18 protein-coding genes and 1 pseudogene are annotated in these 19,411 nt (G+C 73.4%); 13 read left to right on the top strand and 6 right to left on the bottom strand.

Going from position 1 to position 19,411, the window contains the following annotated elements:
* Nucleotides 1-51: 51 nt before the first annotated feature.
* The gene (locus tag ACRWND_RS07040) at nt 52-498 is read right to left on the bottom strand and encodes a lamin tail domain-containing protein (RefSeq protein WP_431947060.1); all 447 of its coding nucleotides are present in this window, start codon (nt 496-498) and stop codon (nt 52-54) included.
* A gap of 999 nt (nt 499-1,497) precedes the next feature.
* Between ACRWND_RS07040 and ACRWND_RS07035 the strand changes: the two genes are divergently transcribed.
* Nucleotides 1,498-3,933: a SpoIIE family protein phosphatase gene (locus tag ACRWND_RS07035; protein WP_431947058.1), complete on the top strand. Its 2,436-nt coding sequence runs from the start codon at nt 1,498-1,500 to the stop codon at nt 3,931-3,933.
* A gap of 196 nt (nt 3,934-4,129) precedes the next feature.
* Nucleotides 4,130-4,360, top strand: coding sequence for a hypothetical protein (locus ACRWND_RS07030; protein ID WP_431947057.1), 231 nt, complete (start codon nt 4,130-4,132; stop codon nt 4,358-4,360).
* Between the two features lie 44 nt (nt 4,361-4,404).
* Here the strand turns inward: ACRWND_RS07030 and ACRWND_RS07025 are convergent, their stop codons facing one another.
* The gene (locus ACRWND_RS07025) at nt 4,405-6,594 is read right to left on the bottom strand and encodes a protein kinase domain-containing protein (protein ID WP_431947055.1); all 2,190 of its coding nucleotides are present in this window, start codon (nt 6,592-6,594) and stop codon (nt 4,405-4,407) included.
* A gap of 473 nt (nt 6,595-7,067) precedes the next feature.
* Between ACRWND_RS07025 and ACRWND_RS07020 the strand changes: the two genes are divergently transcribed.
* Together ACRWND_RS07020 and ACRWND_RS07015 are read left to right on the top strand one after the other, a co-directional pair.
* A complete protein-coding gene (locus ACRWND_RS07020) occupies nt 7,068-7,805 on the top strand; it encodes a dienelactone hydrolase family protein (protein ID WP_431947053.1) in 738 nt (245 codons plus the stop codon).
* On the top strand, nt 7,805-8,092 hold the full coding sequence (locus ACRWND_RS07015) for a DUF6295 family protein (protein ID WP_431947051.1): 288 nt from the start codon (nt 7,805-7,807) through the stop codon (nt 8,090-8,092). Before ACRWND_RS07020 ends, ACRWND_RS07015 begins: the two co-directional genes overlap by 1 nt.
* A 60-nt stretch (nt 8,093-8,152) precedes the next feature.
* On the opposite strand, the gene ACRWND_RS07010 is transcribed toward ACRWND_RS07015, so the two are convergent.
* Both ACRWND_RS07010 and ACRWND_RS07005 read right to left on the bottom strand, forming a co-directional pair.
* On the bottom strand, nt 8,153-9,343 hold the full coding sequence (locus tag ACRWND_RS07010; RefSeq protein WP_431947049.1) for a damage-control phosphatase ARMT1 family protein: 1,191 nt from the start codon (nt 9,341-9,343) through the stop codon (nt 8,153-8,155).
* A gap of 281 nt (nt 9,344-9,624) precedes the next feature.
* Nucleotides 9,625-9,948, bottom strand: coding sequence for a DUF3040 domain-containing protein (locus ACRWND_RS07005; RefSeq protein WP_431947047.1), 324 nt, complete (start codon nt 9,946-9,948; stop codon nt 9,625-9,627).
* Between the two features lie 911 nt (nt 9,949-10,859).
* Here ACRWND_RS07005 and ACRWND_RS07000 point away from each other — a divergent pair.
* From ACRWND_RS07000 to ACRWND_RS06990, 3 genes are all read left to right on the top strand, one after another.
* The gene (locus tag ACRWND_RS07000; protein ID WP_431947045.1) at nt 10,860-11,351 is read left to right on the top strand and encodes a GNAT family N-acetyltransferase; all 492 of its coding nucleotides are present in this window, start codon (nt 10,860-10,862) and stop codon (nt 11,349-11,351) included.
* Between the two features lie 195 nt (nt 11,352-11,546).
* On the top strand, nt 11,547-12,113 hold the full coding sequence (locus tag ACRWND_RS06995) for an isochorismatase family protein (protein ID WP_431947043.1): 567 nt from the start codon (nt 11,547-11,549) through the stop codon (nt 12,111-12,113).
* 263 nt (nt 12,114-12,376) lie between these two features.
* The gene (locus ACRWND_RS06990) at nt 12,377-13,267 is read left to right on the top strand and encodes an FAD binding domain-containing protein (RefSeq protein ID WP_431947041.1); all 891 of its coding nucleotides are present in this window, start codon (nt 12,377-12,379) and stop codon (nt 13,265-13,267) included.
* Nucleotides 13,268-13,827: 560 nt separating this feature from the next.
* Here ACRWND_RS06990 and ACRWND_RS06985 read toward each other — a convergent pair.
* Nucleotides 13,828-15,039: a PP2C family protein-serine/threonine phosphatase gene (locus ACRWND_RS06985; protein ID WP_431947039.1), complete on the bottom strand. Its 1,212-nt coding sequence runs from the start codon at nt 15,037-15,039 to the stop codon at nt 13,828-13,830.
* Nucleotides 15,040-15,308: 269 nt separating this feature from the next.
* Between ACRWND_RS06985 and ACRWND_RS06980 the strand changes: the two genes are divergently transcribed.
* The 6 genes from ACRWND_RS06980 to ACRWND_RS06955 all read left to right on the top strand — a co-directional run bounded on the left by ACRWND_RS06980 (nt 15,309) and on the right by ACRWND_RS06955 (nt 19,210).
* Nucleotides 15,309-15,542, top strand: coding sequence for a hypothetical protein (locus ACRWND_RS06980; RefSeq protein ID WP_431947037.1), 234 nt, complete (start codon nt 15,309-15,311; stop codon nt 15,540-15,542).
* Between the two features lie 201 nt (nt 15,543-15,743).
* Complete coding sequence (ykgO, locus tag ACRWND_RS06975) at nt 15,744-15,866, top strand: type B 50S ribosomal protein L36 (protein WP_319140616.1); 123 nt, start codon at nt 15,744-15,746, stop codon at nt 15,864-15,866.
* Between the two features lie 343 nt (nt 15,867-16,209).
* On the top strand, nt 16,210-16,989 hold the full coding sequence (locus ACRWND_RS06970) for a chitosanase (protein WP_431947220.1): 780 nt from the start codon (nt 16,210-16,212) through the stop codon (nt 16,987-16,989).
* 242 nt (nt 16,990-17,231) lie between these two features.
* Nucleotides 17,232-18,623 (top strand): L-lactate MFS transporter, encoded by a 1,392-nt coding sequence (locus ACRWND_RS06965; protein WP_431947035.1) that lies wholly within the window; start codon nt 17,232-17,234, stop codon nt 18,621-18,623.
* A complete protein-coding gene (locus ACRWND_RS06960) occupies nt 18,620-18,769 on the top strand; it encodes an MFS transporter small subunit (protein WP_431947033.1) in 150 nt (49 codons plus the stop codon). The genes ACRWND_RS06965 and ACRWND_RS06960 overlap by 4 nt, the downstream gene beginning before the upstream one ends.
* Nucleotides 18,770-18,943: 174 nt before the next feature.
* Nucleotides 18,944-19,210 (top strand): hypothetical protein, encoded by a 267-nt coding sequence (locus tag ACRWND_RS06955; protein WP_431947031.1) that lies wholly within the window; start codon nt 18,944-18,946, stop codon nt 19,208-19,210.
* A gap of 34 nt (nt 19,211-19,244) precedes the next feature.
* Here the strand turns inward: ACRWND_RS06955 and ACRWND_RS06950 are convergent.
* A pseudogene (locus tag ACRWND_RS06950) lies at nt 19,245-19,411 on the bottom strand (RNA-guided endonuclease TnpB family protein); the annotation flags it as partial.

The following is a 19,411-nucleotide window of genomic DNA, read 5'->3' as shown; positions in this document are numbered from 1 at the left end:
GGGGCCGCACCGGCCACGGGATGCGCGGCACGGCCGGGATCGGGCGTTCGGTCAGCGGCGGCCGCTCCAGGACTTCACGTCCACGATCCGGCGGTGGTCGTTGCGCAGGGTCGCGGTGTCGCGGCGGTCCCACACGGAGTTGCGGCGGTCCTGGAAGACGTCGCGCCGGCTGTCACGGCCGAAGCCGGTGTGCACGCGGAGCTTCGAGTGACCGACGAGGCGCACGTTGCCGAAGCGGTAGCGGTTGCCGTCGCGGTCCGACAGGGTCCAGCCGCGCAGGTTCACCGAGCCGCGGCTGGTGTTCACCACTTCGATCCACTCGCCGCCGCCGCGGCCGAAGCGGCCGTGGCCGTCGCGGGTGTTGACGTCGCCGATGACCACCGGGGACCGGCCGTGGTCCCGGTGGTCCACCGCGGTGGCCGGCAGGGCGGCGGCGGCCACGACCGCTCCGGAGGCGAGGACGGTGGTGATGACACGACGGGTGATACGAGCAGACATGATGCCCCCTCAACAAGGTTGCGTTCCCGGCCCCTTCGGGCCGTTCCCGCGGTGCGGATGCTTCGGCGGTTGCCGATGGCCTCACTCTGGCCCAGCGGCGGCGCACACAACCGGAACAATCGCTTCGCGTTACAGAATGCGGACATATCCGTAACTGTTAGCTGTAAGCCTCATCTGTCAGCCTGAAGTGCCTCAGCACCTACCTGCATCACGCATGCACCCGCTCGGCACCGCTGTCCCGGCTTTCTGGGGTCACCCGGACGAGGGCCCTGATCGCCGGGCGGTCCCCGGCGCCCCGAGCCGCGCCTCGGTAACGGAGAATCGCACCGTGGCGGCACACGGCGCGGGCCACGAGGGCGGCCCGGCACAGGACCACGGCTATCTGCTGGACACGCGGGTCGGGGCGGGGACCCGGGGAGGTCGACCGCCACCTGACGAACGTCGCCACCGGCACGCTCGACCTGGCCACGGCGCCCAATGGTCTCCGCCTGGGGCCGCCGGCCACTGAGCGCGGCGGGTCACGTCACGGCCCCCCGCCGGTGAGCCGGGGCGACCGGTCCGGCGCGGGTACCCGGTCCGGGCCGTCCGCAGGTCCTCGAGCTGTCGCCGGGCGAGGCCCGGAAACCGGTGAGCGGCAGGTCCCGGCCTCCAGGGAAGAAGGCGGCAGGACGGGCGCCGAGGCGGACGGGCCCGAAGGGGTCCGCCGTGCGGCGGGGACCCCATGCGCGGGCACCGCCCCCGCCGCGACACGCCCGGCCCGATCGGGGACGCCATGCGTCGGGACAGGGTGCGGCAACGCCTGGGGGTCGGCCGCGGCCCCGCACCGGCGGTGCGCCGGCGGGCCGGCAGCCGGGAAGCCGCGGCGCCCGATCAGTCGCGTCCTGGCAGGGCACGCGGTAGGGGGACCACGCACCGCGTGCCCCAGATCTTGACGGCGGGCAGTATTGGTCTGTGGGAATCCATGGGCGGGCCAGGACCGGGCGGGCGTGACGGGTGGACATGCGCGGCACGCCCTTCGCCGACGCCCCTGACGGTTTCCCCCGCTCCAGAGGCGACGCCTTCGCTGTCGTGGACGCCCGGGGCAGCGTGCGGAGCTGGACCCCCGGCGCGGAACGGCTGCTCGGCTGGACGGCCGCCGAAGCCCGCGGGCCGGTGTCCCGGCTGCTGTGGTCCCGCGCCGACGGCAACCGCGTCGCGGGCATGATGCCCCTTGACCGCTCGGTCTTCCTCGGCCCCTTGCTGCTGCGGCACCGTAAGGGCGTGCCTGTCGGGGCGGTGCTGTGGGGGCACCCCCTGGCGCCGGACCAGTGGCTGCTCCAGGCGGAGGGCGCCGATGTGATGCGGCAGGACGACCTGCTCGGTGCGCTGCTGCGCGGCCTGTTCACCGAATCGCCGTTCATCATCGACGTCTTCGACACGGATCTGCGCTTCCTGGCCCGCAACGACTCCCGCATCCGCACGACGAGCTTCCCCGACGACTTCGTGGGGCGCACCATGCGCGAGGTGGCGCCGCCCGGCCTGCTGGACCACGATGCCTTCGAGGCGCGCCAGCGGCTGGTGCTCACTTCGGGCCGGGCCATGATCGGCAGCGAGGTGCACGGCCGCGACCCCCGCGACCCGGACCGGGACACGGTCTGGTCGGAGACGATCCTGCCCCTGCGCGGCTCCGACGGCGACGTGGTGGCCCTGGCCCACATGGTCTTCGACCTCACCACCGAGGCGCGGGCCCGGGAGCGGCTCGACCTCGTCAACGAGGCCAGCGCGCGCATCGGCAGCACCCTGGACGTGCTGCGCACGGCCCAGGAGCTCACGGACGTGGCCGTGCCGCGGTTCGCCGACTTCAGCTCCGTCAGCCTCCTGGACTCGGTGCTCCGAGGGGCGGAACCGCCGCCCTGGCCGGTCTCCGAGCCGGTGCTCCTGCGCCGCGCGGTGGCGACGATGATCCCCGGCGGGCCGGCGCGGAACACCCTCGATCAGGGGGATGTCGACCGTTTCGCGTCCGCACCCGGTTCCCCGGCCGCCAGAGCCCTGGCCAACGGGAAGCCGGTCCTGCTGACGGGCGAGGAGATGCAGGTCGAGCTCGAGGCCGCCGATGCCGCCCGGGCGGAGGAGATCCGCGCCTTCGGCGTGCGGTCGTGGCTGCTGGTGCCGATGTTCGCACGGGGGGCGGCGCTGGGCGTGGCGCTCTTCGTACGGTTCTCCCGGGCCCACGCCTTCGAGGCCGACGACGTCCGGCTCGCCCAGGAGTTCGTCGCGCGTGCCGCCGTGTGCATCGACAACGCCAGCCGGTACACCCGGGAACGGGCCACGGCACTGGCTCTGCGGCGCAGCCTCATGCCCGAGCGGCTGCCGGCGCTGGCGACGGTGGAGACCGCGGCGCGGCGCCTGTCCCGCGGAGGCGACGCCGAGCCCGGCGGCACCTGGTTCGACGTCATCCCGCTCTCCGGGGCGCGGACCGCCCTGGTCATCGGCGAGGCGGGCGGGCACGGGCTGTACTCGGCGGTGGAGATGGGCCGGCTGCGAACGGCGGTCCGGACACTGGCCGACCTGGACATGGCGCCGGTGGAACTGCTCACGCATCTGAGCGACCAGGTCAAGCGCTTCCAGGACGAGCAGGGCGGGCCCACCCCCGGAACCACCGCCCCCACCTGCCTCTGCATGGTCTTCGACCCCATCAGCATGCACTCCGCCGTGGCGAGCGCCGGGCACCCGCTGCCGGCCCATGTGAGCCCCAACGGCGTGGTGTCGGTGAGCCGGTCCCCGGCGACATCTCCGTTGGGAAGCGGCGGCGAGCCGTTCGAGTGCCTGGAGGTGGTCCACAGGGACGGCGAACTGCTCGTCCTCCACACCCAGGGGCTGCTCGCCGCCGGGCCCGAGGAGGAGGCCGCCCTCCGGCTGAGCAGGGCGCTGACCGAGGCCACGGCCTCTTCCGGGAACACGCCCGGCGAGATCGCCGACGCGGCCCTGCGCCTGCTCGTGCCCGACGGGCCTCCCACGGAGGACATGTCGCTCCTGGTGGCCCGGCTGCACCGGCTGCCGCCGGACCGCCACGCCCTGTGGGAGCTGCGGGACGCTCCGGAGTCGGTCGGCCGGGCGCGCGGACTGGTGCTGGCGAAGCTGGCCGAGTGGCACCTGGAGGAGCTCGGGTTCACCACCGAGCTGCTGGTCAGCGAGCTCGTCACCAACGCGATCCGCTACGGCTCACCGCCGGTGCGGCTGCGGCTGATCCGCGACCGCCGGCTGATCTGCGAGGTCGGCGACGGCAGCAGTACCTCCCCGCACGTGCGGCGGGCCCTGGAGACCGACGAGGGCGGCCGGGGGCTCTACCTGGTCTCGCAGCTCGCGTCGCTCTGGGGCACGCGCTACCACGCCCGCGGCAAGACCAACTGGGCCGAGCAGCCGCTGCCCGCGGAACCCGCGGCCGACGGCGGCTGACGGAGCCGGCGGCGTCCGGCGGGGCGGGCGGGCGGCCGGCTGCGCGTCGGCACCCTCGTGCGGCGGCCCGGGGTCGGCGAACTTCCCGATTCTGTAACCGCTGCGCGGATCGGCGTCGGCGGCGTTGACACCGTCGTCGACCGACTCCCACCCTGAAGACATACCAAGCGGACATTACATCCCAACGAGGTCAAAAATGCCGATAGCTATCGAGAAGCGTGCCCGCATCCGGCACCTCGTCGGCGCGTCGTGCGCCGCCGCCGTGCTCGCCGGAGCGGTGGGCGTGGCGGGTGCCCAGGCGGCGTCCCAGGCGGCGGAGGGCGCGACGCAGAGCTCACGTATGGCGCCCAGCGAGGACTGCACGAGCTACCACAACGACAGCGACGGCAACCCGGTGTGGGAGCCGCCGGGCTGCACTCCCCCCTGAGGCCGGCGGGCCGGGCCGAACGGACCCGCAGGGCCGACGGACGCTCACGGGAACGTGATCACCGACACCGCGCCGGAGGCGGCGTCGGCGACGTAGACGCGGTGCTCGTCCGGCGAGACGGCCAGGCCCTCCGGGCGGGAGCCCACGGAGATGGGCTCGCCCACCGTGCGGTTCTCCGCGGTGTCGATCACCGACACCGAACCGGAGGGCCCGTCGGCCACATAGACATGCCGCCCGTCGAGTGACATCGCCAGACCGGCGGGGCCGGAGCCGACGGGGATCGGATCGCCCTCCGTGTGCTGCTTCCTGGTGTCGATCACCGACACCGATCCCGACCCCTCGTTGGCCACGTAGAGGTTCCGACCGTCCGGCGACACCGCCAGCCCCTCCGGCCGGCGGCCCACCAGGATGGGATCGCCCACCGCGCGGCGTGCCACCGCGTCGATGACCGTGACCGAGGCCGAGGCCCTGTTGCGGCCGAAGCTGGTCACATACACGGTGCTCCCGTCGGGAGAGACGGCAACACCTCGCGGGAAGCGGCTGACGGGGATGGGCTCCCCCACCGTGCGGTTGTTCCTCGTGTCGATCACCGACACCGAACCGGAGGTCCCGTTGGCCACGTAGACCCGGCTCCCGTCGGGCGAGACCGCCAGCCCCTCCGGGCTGGAGCCCACGGAGACGGCCTTGCCCACGGTGCGCTGCTCGGCGGTGTCGATCACCGAGACCGAGCCCGCGTAGTTGTTGGTCACATAGACCTTGCGGCCGTCGGGCGACACCGCCACGCCCTTCGGGAAGCGGCCGACGGGGATGGGATCGCCCACGGTCCGGTTCAGCTCCGTGTCGATCATCGACACCGTCCCCGAGCTGTAGTTGGCCACGTATCCCCGGGCGCCGTCCGGTGACACCGCCACCCCGTGCGGGGAGTCGCCGACCTTGATCGACTCCACCGATGTCGGCGCGACATGGCCGGGACCCGGCGAAGGGGATCGTGTCAGGTAGACGCCGGCGACCACCAGGGCGAGCGCCGCCAGCACCGCGCCCGCGACGACACCGGCCCGACGGTGCCGGCGTCGGCGCGGGGCGGGCCGCGGCACGCCCTCGTCGGTCTGCGGCGGCAGCGGGCCGGGGGGCGGCCCGGAGAAGCGCGACGAGCCCTCCGGGAGCGGGAGTTCGGTCGTCGGTGCGACGGACGGCCTGGAGACGGACGGGGGACCGGGGGCGGGAAACGGTCCGGGCGGCGGACTAGTGGGCGGCGCGCTCGCCGATGGCGCACTCACCCGCGGATCGATGCCGGACGGACCGATGCCGGACGGTGCGCTCGCAGGCGGCTCCTCCGGTGCGTCGGGAGACACGGGCAGCGGCCGGGCGGCCACGGCCGACAGGCGCCGGGCGGCCTCCTCACCGCTCATCCGGTCCGCGGGGTCCTTGGCGAGCAGGCCGACGAGGACCGGCGTCAGCCGGGTCTCCCGCCCGGGCGGGGTGGGCGGCTCGAAGAGCAGGGCGCTCAGCGTCGCGAGGGCGGTGTCGCGGTCGAAGGGGCCGTAGCCCTCCAGCGCGTAGTACAGGGTGGCGCCGAGCGAGAACAGGTCGCCCGCCGCGGTGGGCGGTTGGTTGCCGGCGCGCTCCGGGGCCATGAAGCGCGGGGTTCCGAGGATCTCCAGGGTCGCGGTGAGCCGGGCCTCGTCCGAACTGGGTTCCAGGGCGATGCCGTAGTCGGTGAGCATGACGCGCCCGCCGCCCTCGGTGGGGCGGGAGGGCCGCCCGCCGGGGCGGGTCAGCAGGATGTTCGCCGGTTTCACGTCCCGGTGCAGGATGCCGAGGCGGTGCCCCTCGAGGAGGGCGTCGAGCACGGCCAGCCCGATCCTGGCGATCTCCGCGGGCGGCAGGGGCCCGCGCTCGCGCACCACCGCCTCCAGATCCATGGCTCCGGGGACGAACTCCATGACGATCCAGGGAAGGCCGTCCTCCTCCAGAATGTCGTGGACGGTGACGACGTGGGGGTGGTTCCGCAGCCGCGCCGCGTGCCGGGCCTCGCCGCGCGCCCTGGCGATGCGGGAGCTCACCTCGTGCTCCGGGAGGTCGGGCGGCAGGACGATCTCCTTGACGGCGACCTCGCAGGCCAGCTCCTGGTCGTAGGCGAGCCACACCCGTCCCATGCCGCCGACGCCGAGCCGGCGCAGAAGCCGGTAGCGTCCGGTGACCACGCGCCCGACGTCCTCGTGCGCTCCTGTCATGGCACTTCCTCGGCGAGCGGTGCGAGCCCCTCCTCCACGTATCGCACATCGCCTGAAGTGCGGCAAATCGCCGGACTGCAGCGCCACTCGTCCACCTTCGCGCGGCCCGGCGCGCGCCCCCGCCGGGGCCACGAGCGGCGCCGGACGCGCCGCCGGGCCCGGGCGGCAGCGCGGAAGCACCGGCCGCGCGACCCGGTCACGCGATGATCCGGCGGCGGCCGACTCGTCCCCGTCCGCCGCGGGCAGCCGAGAGCGAGGCCTCGGCGCCGCACCCACGGCGACAAGCACCCACCCAGGCGTTCACGGCGCGGCGCGCCGACCCGTCGCGGGCGGTCCCGGACGGCGTGCGTCGCGCCGGGCGTGCAGCGAAGCCGCGGGGCCGCGGAGGGGCCGCAGGGCACGGCCGGGGGGCGGGCGGGACACCGTGCGGCATAGAGTAATGATCATCCGTCCCTCCGGAAGGATGACCTCCCATGTATGACGCACTCCTCGCCGAGACCGTGACCGTCACCGGTCACGGCGGCGACCGTATCGAGGCGTACTCCGCCCGCCCCATGACGCCCGGTCCGTACGGCGGCGTCGTGGTGATCCACCACATGCCCGGCTATGACGACCCCACCAAGGAGATCACCCGCAGGTTCGCGGCGGAGGGCTTCGCGGCCGTCTGCCCGAACCTCTACAGCCGCGAGGCGCCCGGCGCGTCGCCGGACGACGCGGCCGCGGCGGCGCGCGCGCAGGGCGGCGTGCCGGACGAGCGGTTCCTCGGGGACGCCGCGGGGGCCGCCGCGTACCTGAGGGGCCTGCCGTCGTCCAACGGCCGGGTCGGTGTGATCGGTTACTGCTCCGGTGGGCGCCAGGCCTTCCTCGCGCTGGCCTCACTGGATCTGCAGGCGGGCGTCGACTGCTACGGCGCCTTCGTCACGGGCCGGCCGCCGGAGGACTTCCCCCTCCAGATCGAGCCGATCGTCCACCTGACGAAGGATCTGCACGGCCCCCTGCTGGGTCTGTTCGGAGCGGAGGACAGCTTCCCCTCCCCCGAGCACGTCGCCGAGCTGGAAGCGGAGCTCGAGGCGCACGGCAAGCCGTACGAGTTCCACACCTACGAGAACGCCGGCCACGCCTTCTTCGCCGTGAACCGCCCGAGTTACCGCCCCCAGGCAGCGGTCGACGGGTGGTCCAAGGTCCTGGCCTTCTTCAGGGAGCACCTCTGATGTGCACGTACCTCACCGAGAAGATCCGCATCGACGGCAGCGGCAAGGGCGCCCAGGGCTATTTCGGGCTGACCGAGGCCATGGTCTACGTCGACCACCCGCAGCACGCGCCGTACGAGCACACCGTCAACATCGACTTCCTCAACCCGGCGCTGGGCCCCTCGGCCCGGGTCGCCGTCGAGCTCACCGAGGAGGCGGCGCTGGCCCTGGTCGACGCGATCCGCTCCGCGCTGGCGGCCGCCCCGCCGGGGCTGGCCTCCTCCGGGCAGACCGCACCGGCGGGCTGACCGCACCGGCGGGCTGACCGCACCGGCGGGCTGACCGCGGCGCACCGGACGCGTGGGCCGTCACCCCGGGACCGCGACCTGGACCAAGGCGTGCGCGCCGCTGGTGCGCCACGAGGCGCCGTCGGCGTCCAGCCGGGCCGCGGTCTGCGGGGCGAGCCCCGCGACGGTGTCGGACTTGAGGGTGCGCAAGGTGGCGACCGGCCCCGGGAAGTACGCGGTGACGTCCGCGAACGGCACCGTCGCGGGCCAGTGCCGGTCGTCCACCAGACGCCGGTAGTTGAGGTCGCCCTTCATCACCGTCAACTGCGCCGCCGCGAAGCGTTCTCGCAGGTCGTCCGGCATGTCGCGATAGCCGAGCGGCGCGCAGGCGAAGGGGGGCGCGGTCAGGGCGAGCCGGCCCCCGCGCAGTGCCCCCAGCAGCCGTCCGGCGATGCGCGCGGCCTCTCCGGGGGCGGCGGCCATCCGGCGCAGGCAGGACAGGACGTCCTGGGTGGTGGCGTCGGAGACGTAGTACGGGCGCGGTTTGACGAGCAGGTGCACCTCACCGGCGCGGCCGCTCGCCAGGAGGTCGTCGACGAGAGCGAGGTCGGCCAGGACCTCGCGCGCGCTGTTGTCGGTGACGACGACGACCGTGCCGCCGTCCAGCAGCGGCCACAGCCGCTCCGACTCGTCCACGACGAGAGTGCCGGGGGCCGCGGAGCCGGCCTCGGCGACCATGGTGAAGCCGAGGTCCGCCTGGTTCCCCCACACCGCGGCCGTCAGCAGCGCGTGTTCGCGTTCGGCGGGGGCGAGGCCGGGCAGCGCGTCCAGGGCGGTGAGGTCGGCGGCGAAGCCGGGGCCGTCCAGCTCGGCGTCCTTGAAGGGCGCGAACAGGTCCACGCCGTGCCACGCCCCGGCGGCGAGGTACCCGGCGGGACCGAGCAGCCGGCGGTAGAAGTACGACTCCGACCACAGGAAGGGGAGTTCCAGCCAGGGCCGCCCGAAGCGGCCGCGCCCCCACTCCTCCCACGCGGCCCGGTCCGGCGCGTCTCCCGGCAGCTCGGCGACCGTGCCGGAGAGCGTCTCCTCCAGCAGCGCCTCGAAGCCCCGGCGGCGCTCCGGACCGTACGGGACGGCGTCCAGGATCCGGCGGACCAGGACGGGATGCCGCTCCGCGAAGACGCTGCGGGCGAAGGACCCGGGCTCCTCGCAGGTGATCGGCGGTGCCTGCGTGAGCGCGGGGCCGGTGGTGCCCTCGGGGTGTCCACCCATGCGTCGTCCTCCAGCGGTCGGGAGCGGGGCAGTCGTCGCGGCGATTCTCCCAGGCAGCGGGGGTCGAGTGGGCTCCGGGCCCTACGCGCGAGACGTGGCACGCACCGCACCGGGACGGTACCGACGCGGGCGGGTCCGCGGGCACCGCCGACGGCGGCGAGAGCGGCGGTGACACATCGCCTGCCACGCCGCAGGGTCGTGTGCGGCGTGCCACCGGCGGCCCTGCTCACCCCGAGGAACGGCCTTTGGCAGGCCGCAGCCGTACGGAGGCGGCGACCGGTTCAGCGGTGGCCGCCGCGGCGGCGTCCCGAGCCCGGGAGCCGGACGGCCACGACCAGGGTGAGCAGCCACGTCGCCACGAAGGCGCAGACGACCGCCAGCAGGGTCGTCACCGTCGAGGCGATCAGCAGCCCGAGGGAGACGACCGCCAGCAGTATGAGCAGCAGGGCGCGCGGCCGCCGCAACAGGTCGGCGGGGCCGGGACGCGGCTCCGGTTCCAGGCGTAGCGTACGCAATTGGCGTTCGAGCACGTCGTCGTCGCGCATCCGGGCCTCGATCTCCGCCAGCGCACGCCGTTCGTGCTCCGTGAGCCCTGAACCCTCCATCGCCACCACCTCCGCCAGCGGCCCAGCCGTCCCTACCGGTCCTTTACCCCGAATGGGGGAAGGGACGGCCGCTCTGCGGTCGCGAACCGGCCACATGTGCCGGGGCCGCGAAGGAGGGATCCGCACCGAGGTGGCGGGCCCCTCCCCTGGTGCTGCTCATGCCGGGCGGCGGTGCCGTGTGAGCGGCAGGCTCCCGGGTACACGCCCCTCAGCGGAAAAGGCCGAACGGGAGGCTCGATGACCACGAACGCCACTCAGCCCCACGATCCGGTGCCCCCGAGCCCCACACCCTCGCCCGGCCCGACGCCGCCTCCGGTCAGCCCCGACCCGCTGCCGCCCACCCCTCCTCCGCCGCCGGGTCCGGACCCTGTGCCCCCCGATCCCGCGCCGCCGGCCCCGGGACCCGAGCCGGGGCCGCTCCCCACCCCGGGACCCCGCCCCCAGCCCTCGACCAAGACCGCCGGCCGTGCGACCTCCCCGTCGGGTACGACCGCGCCGGTGTCCCGCGCAGCCCCGACAACCGCTCGAGCCACGTCATGGCGGACGTGAGCACCGGGCCGGCGTCCGGGCCGCGGACGTCATCCGGGGCGAAGGGGACGTTGCCGTAGCGGCGGCTGCGGTCGTCGAGCGGGCACGCCGTTCCGCACCTGCGGGCCGTGGGATCTCGGCGCCGCGCCTTCTCCGGACGGGCGCGGGACCATCCGCTCTGGGCCCTTCGTACGCCCGGCATCAGGGACGGTCCCACGGGAGCCGCGCCGTGGCCCGCCTCCGCTATCCCCGCACCCCCCGCCGCCGTACGACACGGCAAGCGCCGCCTCGCCCTCGTGGCAGGATCGGCTGGGCGAACTCGTCGAGTGGTACGACTGCTGCTCGAGCCGAGGGTCCGGCCGGACACGAGACGCGGAGGATCGATGGAACTGCTCCGGGCCGAAGGGCACGACAGGGCCGGCACGGCGTACGCCGACACGGTGGCGGGGTGGCCCGCCACGGCGCGCGAGGTCTCCTTGTGGTGCGGGCGTCAGGAGCACCCTCTGCCGGGCGCGGCGGTCGCGGAATGGCGGGACGCGGAGGACGTCGAGGCCCACCTGCTGTACGAGGGGCGGGAACTCGTCGGATACGGCGAACTCTGGGTCGACGCCGAGGAGGACGAGGTCGAGATCGCCCGCGTCATCGTCGCGCCCTCCGCCCGCGGGCGCGGCCTCGGGCGGCGTCTGATCACCGAGCTGACCGCCCGGGCGCGGCTGACCGGCCTGGCCGAGGTCTTCCTGCGGGTGCACCCCGACAACGATGGTGCGCTGCGCTGCTACCTCGGGGCCGGCTACGTCCCGGTCCCCGCGGAACTGGCCGCCGAGTGGAACCTGCCGCAGCCGGTCGCGTACGTCTGGCTGCGGCACGCGGGCTGAGGGGCGCAAGGCGAGGGCTTCGGCCGAACGCCGGCCGGGCGCGCCGTCGGCGGGCTCCTCGCCGCGGGCGTCAGGCGCGCCGCGTGGCGTGCTCCAACCGAGCGCGCGCCCGGGCCACCGCTGCCCCGGAGGGATTGTCAGTGGTCGTGCCTAGGATGCGGACGGCATACGCACGCGACGAGAAACGGAAGTTCCATGACAACGCTTTCCGACCGTCCGAAGACCGCGCTACTCGTCATCGACGTCCAGAACGGGGTGGTGAACGGCTCGCACAACCGTGACGCCGTCATCGCCAACATCACCACGCTGATCGGCCGGGCGCGGGCCGAGGACGTGCCGGTGGTCTGGGTGCAGCACTCGGACGAGGACCTCCCGAAGGGCAGTGACAGCTGGCAGTACGTGCCGGAGCTGGTGCGCGAGGAGAGCGAGCCGCTGATCCACAAGCTCTACGGAGACTCCTTCGAGGACACCGAGCTGGAATCGGTGCTCGCCGACCGCGGCGTGGGCCGGCTCGTCGTCGCGGGAGCCCAGACGGACGCCTGCATCCGCTCGACCCTGCACGGAGGGCTCGTCCGCGGCTACGACGTCACCCTCGTCGGCGACGCGCACACCACGGAGGACCTCAGTGCCTACGGGGCGCCCGGGCCGGAGCTGGTGATCGCGCACACCAACCTGTACTGGAAGTACCAGAGCGCTCCCGGGCGGCGCGGCGGCACCGTGGACACCGCGGACGTCTCCTTCACGCCTGCCGACGCCGGCTGAGCCGCCCCGGGCGGGCGCCCATGGCACCTTCCGGCGAGGGCGCCCGGCTCCGCCCGGAACCGGATCGCTCGCGATGGGAGCCGCCCCGAGACCGGAGCCGTCCTGAGACCACCAGATCTGTTCGGGCGCCAACTGTCGCAGGCGGTAAGGCCGTTCTCGTACAGTTGCCGTTGACCGCCCGTCCGACGGCGCGAGTGTTCACCGCATACGCCCCGGCGCAACGACCGACACCGTGCACCGTCCTGGCAGGGAAGGAGGGTGCCGTGCAGGTTCCCGCTTCGTTCGAGTACCAGCGGGCGCAGAGCGTCCAGGAGGCCCTGGAACTGCTGGCGCGTTTCGGCGGGGCGGCCAGCGTCCTCGCCGGAGGGCACAGCCTGCTCCCCATGATGAGATCGCGGCTGGCGGGGCCGGAGCTGCTCGTCGACATCAACGACTGCACCGAACTCGACCACATCGAGGAGGCCGGCGGCGAACTGCGGGTCGGCGCCCTCACCCGGCACCGCACCCTGCTGGGTTCGCCGCTGGTCGGTCGGCACTTCCCGATCATCCACGACGCCGAGCGGACGATCGCCGACCCGCCGGTGCGCAACCGGGGGACCATCGGCGGCTCGCTGTGCCGGGCCGACCCGTCCGAGGACCTGCCGGCCGTGTGCGCGGCACTGCGGGCGGTGGCGGTGATCCGCGGCGGCGCGGACGAACGGGCCGTGGCCATGGCCGACTTCCACCGCGGCCCGTACCGGACGGCGGTGGGCGCCGGGGAGATGCTCACCGAGGTGCGCTTCCCTATCCGGCCGAATTCCGGCAGTGCCTACGAGAAGTCACACGGCGCGGCCGGTGAGGGCGCGGTGGCGGCGGCCGGTGTGGCGCTCTGCCTGGAGGAGGGACGCATGACACATGTGGGCGTCGGCCTGGCGGTGGTCGGCGCCACCGGGCCGCATGCGGAGGCCGTGCAGGAGCTGTTGGAGGACCGTCCGCCGTCTCCGGCGCTCATCGAGGAAGCCGGGCGGGTGGCGTCGGCGAGTTGCTCCCCCGCCCCCGACAGCCGAGGGACGGCCGACGACAGACGGCGCCTGGCAGGAGAAGTGACCGCAAGGGCCCTTCGGCGCGCCCTCGCCAGGGCGGCCGCGCCGGCCGCCGCCGTACAGGAGCGGTGACACATCGGACGTGGCCTCCCGCATGGGCGGCCTTTTCCGCCTTCCTCGCTCGACCCTGGCGAGTCCCGGGCACGCGGACGACGGCTCGAGGGCCGGGCGCCGGTATGAGCGGGCCACCACCCCGCCGGTGGGCGCGTTCACGGTTCGACACGACCGCTCACCTTCCCACCGGCGCCGGGCAGTGGTCCCGCTCGGTCACGGAGGGCTCCGGGAGCCTAGTCCTCTCCCCTGACGATGTTCCAGTCCTTGCCGCTGTCGGGCTCCCTCGGCGGATTGCCCCGCCCCTCCTTCACCACAGCAGGCCTGCAGGTGCGTATCTGCTGGTCTCGAGGGATACGGGTGCTGGTTGGGTGGCCGTTGCGCGTGTCCACTGCCGGACGCCTCCTCAAGTCTTCACGACCTCGCATACCCATTCGAACATAATTCACACGACACACCATTCCACATATGGACGTACGCGGCGTAAAGCCGCGCAAAGCCCCGCTTCACAGGCCCCGTGCGCCCCTCCGGACGCCCAACGCGTCCGCCGAACCCCCGGGGGAACGCCTCGGCGGACGGGCTCAGCGGCCGGGGTGCCACTCGGCAAGCAGGAACGTGGCGTCGTCGTCGAGGCGGCCGTGGCGGTGCGCCAGGACAGCGCAGACGAGGCGCCGCAGCACTTCCGGGGCGGGATCGCCGGCCGCGGTGGCGTGCACGACGTACTCGGTGAGACGTTCCTCGCCGAACGTGTCACCGTTCTCGGCGTTCTCGGCGCGGGAGTCGATCGCACCGTCGGTGTGGATGAGCACCCGGTCGCCCGGCTCCAGCCGTGTGGAGTGGACGGAGCGCGGCCTACCGCCGTATGCGGGGCCGAGACCGAGGGGCAGTTCCGCCTCGCGCTCCAGGGCGCCGGTGACGACGCGCCGGGCGCGGATCAGCCGGGGCGGAGGGTGCCCGCAGTTCGCCCAGGAGAACTGCCCGCTGCGGACGTCGAGGTCGGCGAAGACGGCGGTGGCGTGCCGGTCCGGGACCCATTCGTACAGGGCCTCGTCCACGGTCTTGACGATCTCAGCCAGGTCGGCGCCGGCCCGCCGGGCCGCCCGGCAGCCGGCCAGCGCGACGGCCGCCGCGAGGCCCGAGGCCAGATCGTGGCCCATCGCGTCGACCAGCACCAGGTGCAGGTGGTGACCCATGAGCGTGTGGTCGAAGGCGTCACCGCCGACCTCGTAGGCGGGTTCCAGCACGGCGCTGGAGGTCACCTCGGCCGTACCGACCGTCCGCGGTGGCAGGAAGGCCCACACGAGCTCCGCGGCGGTGCTCATCGGGCGGCCGCGGACGAGCCGCGAAAGGTCGTCGCAGGACCTCGCCTTGGAGGCGAGCGTCAGGGCAGTGACGTCGGCGAGCGCCCTGCAGCGGGCCAGCAGGTCCGGGTCGATCCGGTGGGTGGCGACCTCCATGACGCCGATCCGCTCCCCACCGTCGAGGAGGGGGAGCCAGATCGTGATCCGGTCGTCCCGCTCACTCAGGCGCAAGGAGACCGAGCGGTAGGCGGCGCCCGCGGGCGTGCCGTCGACGGCCACGGCGTCGCGACCCGGGGAGTCGGCCGCGTCGCCGGGCAGCGGGACGAGCCTGGCCTGCTGGACCTCGGCCAGGAGCACTCGGACCTCGTCCACGCCGATCCTCTGCGCGGCGCCCGTGAGCTCGGCGCCCCATTCCTCGGGGGCGACCTCGTGCGCGCGCTGCAGGAGTCCGCTCAGCAGGGTGCCGAAGCCGGTGTCGTCCACCGTCACCATCGCCCGTCGTGGGTTGTCTCCTCGCGGGGCCGGGACTCGAAGCGCCTGCCCCGGCCTCGGCGGCGCAAACACGGCCGTACCCTCGCCGCACCGCCGCGGAGCCCTCCTCGTATCGCCTACAGACGCCGGTTCCGCAGAACGCCGTATTCCAGTAGATCGAGTGTCGATACGGGCGCGCCGCACCACGAAGGGCAGGCCGAGGACCCACGCTTCTCGTGTCCCACCCGATGCGGGTGCCGGTCGGCACCCGCGGAGAGAGGAGTCGTTCCATGCGCGTTCCCCGTTTCGTGACCGCGGCCGGTGTGGCCGTCGCCGTCGTCCTGGGCGGTGCGGCGGGCGCCGGCGCCGTCACGCCGGAGTCCGTCCGCAGCCACGGCACGCACGCCACGCACGGCGACCACGGCCGCGGGCACCACAGCCACCACGGCAAGCGTCACCACAACCGCTGGCACGGCCAGCGCCACCACCGTCACCACCACGTCCTCAGCCACCACCGCCGCTGACGCGGCATCGCTCCGCGACTCCGGGGGCGCTTTCCGTGAAGACGGAGGGCGCCCCCGGGCGCGCGTGCGGACGGGGCCGCCCTGCCGGCGCACACGGGGAGCGCGTCCCACGAGGGCCTGGCACAGGGGCGGGCGGGAAGAAACCGCGGCCTCCGTGCGTTGGCATGGTGGGTTCAGAAAATGCCCGAAAGGAGGCGCCCGGTGAAGGTACGTGCCTCGCTGCGCTCCCTCAAGAACACCCCCGGCTCGCAGATCGTCCGCCGTCGCGGCCGGGTCTACGTGATCAACAAGAGGGACCCCCGCTTCAAGGCCCGCCAGGGCTGACCCGCAGGAACGCCACGCGGGCGCCGTGCCGTCCGGACGGCACGGCGCCCGCGTGTGTCGCCCGCGGCGCGTCAGCCGTCCGGGCGAAGGCGCCCGGTGCCTGCCTCCGAGACGATCCCGACTCGCCGCGCGCGGGCGGTAGCGCTGCCGAGTTCGCGTTCGACCCCTTGGCGTTCGATCGGCCCGGTGCTTCAATGTGGCGCCGTTAGGAAGGTTTCCTAACCTCTGACCGACGGAGTCAGCCGTGCAGATCCCCCCACAGCGTCATGCACGCACCCTCCCGCGCCGGCGCGTCCTCGGGTACGCGACCGCCGCACTGACCGCGAGCGCCCTGGCGGTCGGCCTGCCGACCGCCGGCGCCGCGACACCGGACCCGGCAGCGCGCCGTCGACCGGCCGCCGCGGCGGCCGGTTCCGGGCTCGACGACCCGCACAAGAAGGACATCGCCATGCAGTTGGTGTCCAGCGCCGAGAACTCCACGCTCGATTGGAAGGCCCAGTACCGGTACATCGAGGACATCGGCGACGGCCGAGGCTACACGGCGGGCATCATCGGCTTCTGCTCCGGCACCGGTGACATGCTCGAGCTGGTCGAGCTGTACACCGACCGCGTGCCGGGCAACGCGCTCGCCGGCTACCTGCCCGCGCTGCGCCGCGTCAACGGAACCGACTCGCACAGCGGCCTCGGCTCGGGTTTCGAGAACGCCTGGCGCGCGGCGACCGCCGACCCGGCGTTCCAGCAGGCGCAGAACGACGAGCGCGACCGCGTGTACTTCGACCCCGCCGTCGCACGGGCCAAGGCCGACGGGCTGCGCGCACTGGGCCAGTTCGCGTACTACGACGCCATCGTGATGCACGGCCCCGGCGAGGACGCGGTCAGCTTCGGCGGCATCCGCAGGACGGCCCTGTCCAGGGCGGCGAGCCCCGCGCAGGGCGGCGACGAGACGGCGTACCTCAACGCCTTCCTCGACGCGCGCAAGGCGGCGATGAAGACCGAGGAGGCGCACAGCGACACCAGCCGGGTCGACACCGAGCAGCGCGTCTTCCTCGACGACGGCAACCTCGACCTCGACCCGCCGCTCACCTGGCACGTCTATGGGGACCGGTACACCATCGGCCAGTGACGCCCCACATGTCACACCGCGGGCGGTCCCCCTGGCTCGGGGGCCGCCCGTCGCGGTGCCGAACCGGCTCGGTCCGGTCCGCCCTCGCCGCGGACTCGCAGCCGTCGTTATCTCCCGCATCGAGCGCCTATGGTCTCGAACGCGCCCACCACCACTGCACATTGCCACTCGATCGCCCTATCCAGGGGTGGGTGAAAGTTGTACGGTCCCGTGGGTCACATCCCCTCAGAGAGGTACTCCCCATGGCGTCAATAGGCGTACCAGACGTCCTCACCCGTGCCAGAACGGTCGCACCGCCGGGTTGGAGCCGCTGGCTGGTACCGCCGGCCGCGCTCTCCATCCACCTCGCCATCGGGCAGGCGTACGCCTGGAGCGTGTTCAAGCCCCCGCTGGAGTCCTCGCTCGGTTTGAGCGGCACCCAGTCCGCGCTGCCTTTCCAGCTCGCGATCGTCATGCTCGGGCTGTCTGCCGCGTTCGGCGGCACGCTCGTCGAGCGCAACGGGCCTCGGTGGGCCATGTGCGTGTCGGCCCTCTGCTTCTCCTCCGGCTTCCTCATCTCGGCCCTCGGCGCCGCCACGCGCCAGTACTGGCTGATCGTCCTCGGCTACGGCCTCGTCGGCGGCATCGGGCTCGGCATCGGCTACATCTCACCGGTCTCCACACTCATCAAGTGGTTCCCCGACCGGCCGGGCCTCGCCACGGGCATCGCCATCATGGGCTTCGGCGGCGGGGCGCTCATCGCCTCGCCCTGGTCGACGGAACTGCTCTCCTCCTTCGGCGCAGGCTCCTCCGGCATCGCACAGACCTTCCTGGTGATGGGCCTCGTCTACGCGGTCTTCATGACCTTCGGAGTGCTGCTCATCCGGGTGCCCGCGGACGACTGGCGGCCCGCCGGCTGGAACCCGTCGGCCGAGGCCAGGCGCCCGCTCGTCACCACCGGCCAGGTGTCCGCGCGCAACGCGCTGCGGACACCGCAGTTCTGGTGCGTGTGGGTGGTGCTCTGCATGAACGTCACGGCGGGCATCGGCATCCTGGAGAAGGCCGCGCCGATGATCACCGACTTCTTCGCCGACACCTCCACCCCGGTGACGGCCACGGCCGCCGCTGGCTTCGTCGGACTGCTGTCGCTCGGCAACATGCTCGGCCGGCTCGGCTGGTCCGCCACCTCCGACCTGGTCGGGCGGAAGAACATGTACCGCCTCTACCTCGGCGCCGGAGCCCTGCTGTACCTGCTGATCGCCCTGCTCGGGGACGAGTCCAAGCCGCTGTTCATCGTCGCCGCCGCCGTCATCCTGTCCTTCTACGGCGGCGGGTTCTCCACCGTGCCCGCCTACCTCAAGGACCTCTTCGGAACGTACCAGGTGGGCGCCATCCACGGGCGGCTGCTCACCGCCTGGTCCACGGCAGGCGTGCTCGGGCCGCTGATCGTGAACGCGATCGCCGACCACGAGAAGTCGGCGGGCCGGACCGGCCCCGACCTCTACTCCACGTCGTTCATCATCATGATGGTGCTCCTGGTGATCGGTTTCGTCGCCAACGAGTTGGTACGCCCCGTCGACCCGCGGCATCATGACGGGCCGTCCGCCGAGACCAAGGCCGCGACCGAACCCACGTCGGAAGGAGCCGTCCGATGACCGCCCCGAACCCCACGCCCCCCGCCGCCTCTGCCGGGAGCGACCGGATGCCCTTGAAGGTCGTCGCCTGGCTGTGGGTCGGCGCGCCCTTCGCCTACGGCGTGTATGAACTCGGCCTTAAACTCAAGCAGTTGTTCACCGGCTGACCGGGCCGCGATCTCCGCCACGGGCCGCCCCGTCCGCACGGACCGGGCGGCCCGCGGTGGTCCCGCGTACGGCGGGCGCCCAGCGCGGGAGACGGGGCCCCTGATCACGTCGGAACCGCCCGCTTCACGGCCCGGGACGCGGACCCGAGCCGTGAAGGCAAGGAAGAAGAAGACATGTCAGACAGCAGCGATACGCGTACCGGCGCGCGCCCCGGCACCCTGGTCTCCCTCGGCCTGGTCTGCGCGGTGGCCGGGTTCTTCGTTCTCGGCATCGTCCTCGGGCCGGTCGCGGTCGTGTGCGGCCGGCGCGCCATGAACCGCACACGCCGGGGCGCCAAGCCGGTGCTACCGCTGGTCGCCGTCGTCCTGGGCGCGCTCGACACCCTCATCGCGGTCCTGTGGATCGCCGGGGACCACTGGACCGGCAGCGGGCTCGTTTGACACCTCCCCTCCCTGAAGGGAGGGGATTCCTGGCTCAGGCTGCCTCCGGGAGCAGCGCCCCCGGAGGTCTTACGCCCTCGACGCCAGCCGGGTTGAGACCAGCCCGTACCAGCATCACGCGCGCGGAGTTCTTGTCCCTGGGGGATACGACTCCGCACGCGGTGCAGGTGTAGGTACGTTCCGAAAGAGGAAGTGCGTGCT

The sequence above is a fragment of the Actinacidiphila sp. bgisy167 genome, from assembly GCF_965342175.1.
Classification (GTDB): Bacteria; Actinomycetota; Actinomycetes; order Streptomycetales; family Streptomycetaceae; genus Actinacidiphila.
This window is presented reverse-complemented; position numbering and strand designations above follow the sequence as displayed.

What these genes read in the sequence shown, in the direction of transcription:
- ACRWND_RS07040 (WP_431947060.1), bottom strand. Translation starts at nt 498, where the DNA reads ATGTCTGCTCGTATCACCCGTCGTGTCATCACCACCGTCCTCGCCTCC.
- ACRWND_RS07035 (WP_431947058.1), top strand. Translation starts at nt 1,498, where the DNA reads ATGCGCGGCACGCCCTTCGCCGACGCCCCTGACGGTTTCCCCCGCTCC.
- ACRWND_RS07030 (WP_431947057.1), top strand. Translation starts at nt 4,130, where the DNA reads ATGCCGATAGCTATCGAGAAGCGTGCCCGCATCCGGCACCTCGTCGGC.
- ACRWND_RS07025 (WP_431947055.1), bottom strand. Translation starts at nt 6,594, where the DNA reads ATGACAGGAGCGCACGAGGACGTCGGGCGCGTGGTCACCGGACGCTAC.
- ACRWND_RS07020 (WP_431947053.1), top strand. Translation starts at nt 7,068, where the DNA reads ATGTATGACGCACTCCTCGCCGAGACCGTGACCGTCACCGGTCACGGC.
- ACRWND_RS07015 (WP_431947051.1), top strand. Translation starts at nt 7,805, where the DNA reads ATGTGCACGTACCTCACCGAGAAGATCCGCATCGACGGCAGCGGCAAG.
- ACRWND_RS07010 (WP_431947049.1), bottom strand. Translation starts at nt 9,343, where the DNA reads ATGGGTGGACACCCCGAGGGCACCACCGGCCCCGCGCTCACGCAGGCA.
- ACRWND_RS07005 (WP_431947047.1), bottom strand. Translation starts at nt 9,948, where the DNA reads ATGGAGGGTTCAGGGCTCACGGAGCACGAACGGCGTGCGCTGGCGGAG.
- ACRWND_RS07000 (WP_431947045.1), top strand. Translation starts at nt 10,860, where the DNA reads ATGGAACTGCTCCGGGCCGAAGGGCACGACAGGGCCGGCACGGCGTAC.
- ACRWND_RS06995 (WP_431947043.1), top strand. Translation starts at nt 11,547, where the DNA reads ATGACAACGCTTTCCGACCGTCCGAAGACCGCGCTACTCGTCATCGAC.
- ACRWND_RS06985 (WP_431947039.1), bottom strand. Translation starts at nt 15,039, where the DNA reads ATGGTGACGGTGGACGACACCGGCTTCGGCACCCTGCTGAGCGGACTC.
- ACRWND_RS06980 (WP_431947037.1), top strand. Translation starts at nt 15,309, where the DNA reads ATGCGCGTTCCCCGTTTCGTGACCGCGGCCGGTGTGGCCGTCGCCGTC.
- ACRWND_RS06965 (WP_431947035.1), top strand. Translation starts at nt 17,232, where the DNA reads ATGGCGTCAATAGGCGTACCAGACGTCCTCACCCGTGCCAGAACGGTC.
- ACRWND_RS06960 (WP_431947033.1), top strand. Translation starts at nt 18,620, where the DNA reads ATGACCGCCCCGAACCCCACGCCCCCCGCCGCCTCTGCCGGGAGCGAC.
- ACRWND_RS06955 (WP_431947031.1), top strand. Translation starts at nt 18,944, where the DNA reads ATGTCAGACAGCAGCGATACGCGTACCGGCGCGCGCCCCGGCACCCTG.